The following is a 3,767-nucleotide window of genomic DNA, read 5'->3' as shown; positions in this document are numbered from 1 at the left end:
GTCTTGTCTGCCATGCCCGGTTTGGCAAAAGCATGGCAAGACGGTTTGAGGACAGGGAAGACATGACAGCCGGAAATAGTCGCAGGTGCAGATTCACGCTTGCCGTGCCCTGCATCCGGTGGCATTTCGGCTGCCAAAAGAAGACGAGAAAAAGAAAATGGATAAAACGGACTTGTCCGTTTTGCACAAGCATATAAAAGAAGTGCCCACGACGATGGCGGTGTCACTTGTGACATTGTGGTCGTCGTGGGCTTTTCTTTGCTTGTGCCGTTTCTGAAATGGGCTTACGCACATCAAGCCGGAAGCCGTTTTCAGAACGAGGTAACAGTAATATCCCTAAAAAATAGGTAATGATTTGGTGCTATGGGATAAAAAATGTATCTTTGCAAATACGAAAGAGTTGTTTGAATCTATGAGGTAAACCGCAGCAAGTCAGAGCGTTCTGAATGTCGCTAAATCGTTACCTAAAATCTCACACTCTTCAATTCCATTCTGTGTATCAATCAGATACAGCTTTTTTAATTATCCTGAAAAATGAAAATATAAATATTTCAGCATAGCCTTTGAAAGATAAACCTCCTACATTGTCTTTTTATATAGAAATGCCTTCACACTTTCACAAGAACATAAACATCTATATATAAGTTGGATAATGTGAAAGATGCAGCCTTCACGTATCTTTCACACCTCGTTCACTGCCTGGAAATAATATGACAAGCCGCTTCCTCATCAACTCTCCTGCTTATAGATTATAAGCAAATTTCATATACCTCAGACAGAACCTCCATATACATTAGCAGTACGCTTCATACCTATAAAAAGAAAAACAGCCTTCAAGATGAAGGCTGTGAAAGTTCTGTGAAAGATGTATCTTTCACAATAATATTCTTATATACAATAGATTAAAATCTGATGAAAGCGTGAGAGCAGTTCAGAGGAAAAAGATTTTAGAGAGGAATGAATCTTTCAAAGGTCTGTTTCTGGCGATATGTCCCCATAAAAATCGTCATCATTCACAGCTAAAAAAATGAAAGTTACGGTTAGTCTTCTAAACCTAAAGGTTATGGTGCTAAACCTAAGGTTTACGACGCTCAACCCAAGGTTCAGGATAACGAACTTACAGAATATTTACCTTTATCTGATTGACGATGTAAGCCACATCGTCATCCGTCACACACGGTCCGCTGGGCAAACAAAGGCCACGTTTGAATAATGCTTCACTTACCCCGTTTGTATAAGCAGGGTTCTGCCTGAACACCGGTTGCAGATGCATCGGCTTCCACAGCGGACGCGACTCGATACCCGCAACATCCAACGCCATACGCATGGCCTCCACATTGGCATTCGGCTCACAATCCGTATGCGCCGAAGCAGCCTGATGCGTCACGCCGGCAGCCCCACCTACCGCACCATGTACTACCTGCTCATACGCATGTTCCTCTCCCTTCACATGCAAATCCTCGCTGAGTAACACTGTATTCAACCAATAATTGCTATCTTGACGGGAAGTAGGATTCTCATGCAGTTCCACCCCGTCTACATCGGCCAGCAACTCCCTATACAACCCACATACATGTCTGTGATGGGCAATGTGTTCCTCTATCACCGTCATTTGTCCGCGTCCGATACCCGCACAGATATTGCTTAACCGATAATTATAACCTATTTCCTCGTGCTGGTAATACGGATACGACTCACGCGCCTGTGTGGCATAAAACATAATCTTCTGCTTTGCCTCTTCGTCCGGACAAATCAATGCACCGCCGCCCGATGTAGTAATCATCTTGTTACCGTTGAATGACAGCACACCAAACTTACCGAATGTACCGCACACCTGTCCGTCATATCGGCTGCCCAAACCTTCTGCCGCATCCTCAATCACCGGGATATCATACTTGGCCGCTATCAGCATGATTTCTTCTATGCGGGCAGGCATACCATACAGATACACCGGAATGATAGCCTTCGGCTTTTTGCCCGTCACCTTCATACGGTCCACGATAGCCTCTTCCAGCAACACCGGATCCATGTTCCAGGATTCAGCCTCCGAATCCACAAACACCGGCGTAGCTCCCAGATAAGTCACCGGGTTTGACGAGGCACAAAACGTAAAGCTCTGCACAATCACCTCATCACCAGCCTTTACTCCGCAGGCAATCAATGCCAAATGCACCGCTGCCGTACCGGATGACAAAGCCACCACCTTCTTATCCTGTCCGACAAAATGTTCCAAATCTGCCTCAAAGGCATTCACATTCGGACCAAGAGGAACTACCCAATTCGTGTCGAATGCCTCTTGGATGTATTTCTGCTCCTGGCCGCTCATGTGGGCAAGGCAGAGATAAATTCGATTGCTAACCATGTTTCGTTTGAAAAAATATTAAAGTACAATTTAAACCTCCGATTTTATTTGGCAGGACTTCAAATATACCTGAAACTTTTTGTATATTTATAAGCTATTTAGTCTATGATTTAAATCTCAATATCAAACGAGAAAAAACTATATAGAACGAATAAGCCATTCCTTTAAAAAAAATGTGACTTTATCCGAAACTATATTCAGCATCCCTACATTCAGATTTATATTATTTCCCCATTATACATCATTTTCTTCCCCAAGACAGTACAAACAATCAACTGAATGTCTTTTACAAAAGAATAATGATGTAGGTAATATCGGTTAATTCTTACTTTATCCGGAAAAATCACCTCATTATTATACCTTATTGGGTCATCCTGCTTAGCCAACAACTCTTCCTCATCTCGATATTTCAAAGAAGCAGGTCCTGTAATGCCTGGTTTAAGTTTTAAAACTTCCCTATCTTCTCCAGCCAATGCATCTGCATACCCTGGCACATCTGGTCTCGGTCCCACAAAACTCATATCGCCTATCAGTACATTCCACAACTCCGGCAATTCATCCAATTTGTATTTTCTCAATTTTGCTCCCAAAGGTGTAATACGCGATTCTCCTGCAACAGAAACCGAACTCCCCGAATGATGCACCAACATCGAACGAAACTTATACATGGTAAATAATTTACCATATTGTCCCACACGCCGCTGCTTAAAAATAACAGGCCCTCCCGGCATCTTGATATGTATCAAGATGGCAACAATCAATAAGACAGGAGATAAAATAATCAGACCAAAGAACGACATTCCTCGGTCAAAAACAGATTTAAAAAACATTTTGACAAATTGAAAAGCGATTCAATACAACCCTTATCAGCTTATGACTTCTTTCTGATACTTTTAGCCGGAATGCCGACTACCACATCTTCTGCATCCACCGATTTATTCACCAAGCTACAAGCCCCGACTACTGCATTTTCACCAATGATAAGCCCCTCCGCATTCCTCGCCACAATGGAACTATTCATGCCGATATAAGCCCCCTTCTTTATCACCAACTTATTATGTCCCTGCTTCCTCCCATGACAGGCAAAAAACACCCCATAGGATATAGTCACATGATCTTCAATCTCTATCAAATCATAACACATATCATCCAAATAACAACGCATACCGATGAAAGTATGTCTACCGATTTTATAACCACACCAACGATAACACTGGACGCGCAGATTTGAAAAAGGTATGGTTGGTATTATCACTGCAGAAAACCACTTTCTTATAGGCTTTGTAATTAACGTGAGTTCGATATAAATCAAAACATAGCAAGTTGCCCGTCCTTGACGAAACATAAGTCAATGGCGGGTTTCTTTTCAAAGAAGCAGTATGCAGCTATGGCAGAGAGAGAATTG

The 3,767-nt window shown here is 42.4% G+C and carries 3 protein-coding genes and 2 pseudogenes; all 5 read right to left on the bottom strand.

Going from position 1 to position 3,767, the window contains the following annotated elements:
• A pseudogene (locus tag B5F34_RS17795) lies at positions 1-236 on the bottom strand (hypothetical protein); the annotation flags it as partial.
• 881 nt (positions 237-1,117) lie between these two features.
• Complete coding sequence (locus tag B5F34_RS16975; protein WP_140393027.1) at positions 1,118-2,362, bottom strand: aminotransferase class I/II-fold pyridoxal phosphate-dependent enzyme; 1,245 nt, start codon at positions 2,360-2,362, stop codon at positions 1,118-1,120.
• A 218-nt stretch (positions 2,363-2,580) separates the two neighbouring features.
• Positions 2,581-3,192: a sugar transferase gene (locus B5F34_RS16970; protein WP_087340931.1), complete on the bottom strand. Its 612-nt coding sequence runs from the start codon at positions 3,190-3,192 to the stop codon at positions 2,581-2,583.
• 41 nt (positions 3,193-3,233) lie between these two features.
• Positions 3,234-3,527, bottom strand: coding sequence for an N-acetyltransferase (locus tag B5F34_RS16965; protein WP_239449024.1), 294 nt, complete (start codon positions 3,525-3,527; stop codon positions 3,234-3,236).
• Between the two features lie 143 nt (positions 3,528-3,670).
• Positions 3,671-3,767: pseudogene (locus tag B5F34_RS18020) on the bottom strand (IS982 family transposase); the annotation flags it as partial.

The organism is Mediterranea sp. An20 (assembly GCF_002160055.1).
GTDB classification, from domain to species: domain Bacteria; phylum Bacteroidota; class Bacteroidia; order Bacteroidales; family Bacteroidaceae; genus Bacteroides; species Bacteroides avicola.
This window is presented reverse-complemented; position numbering and strand designations above follow the sequence as displayed.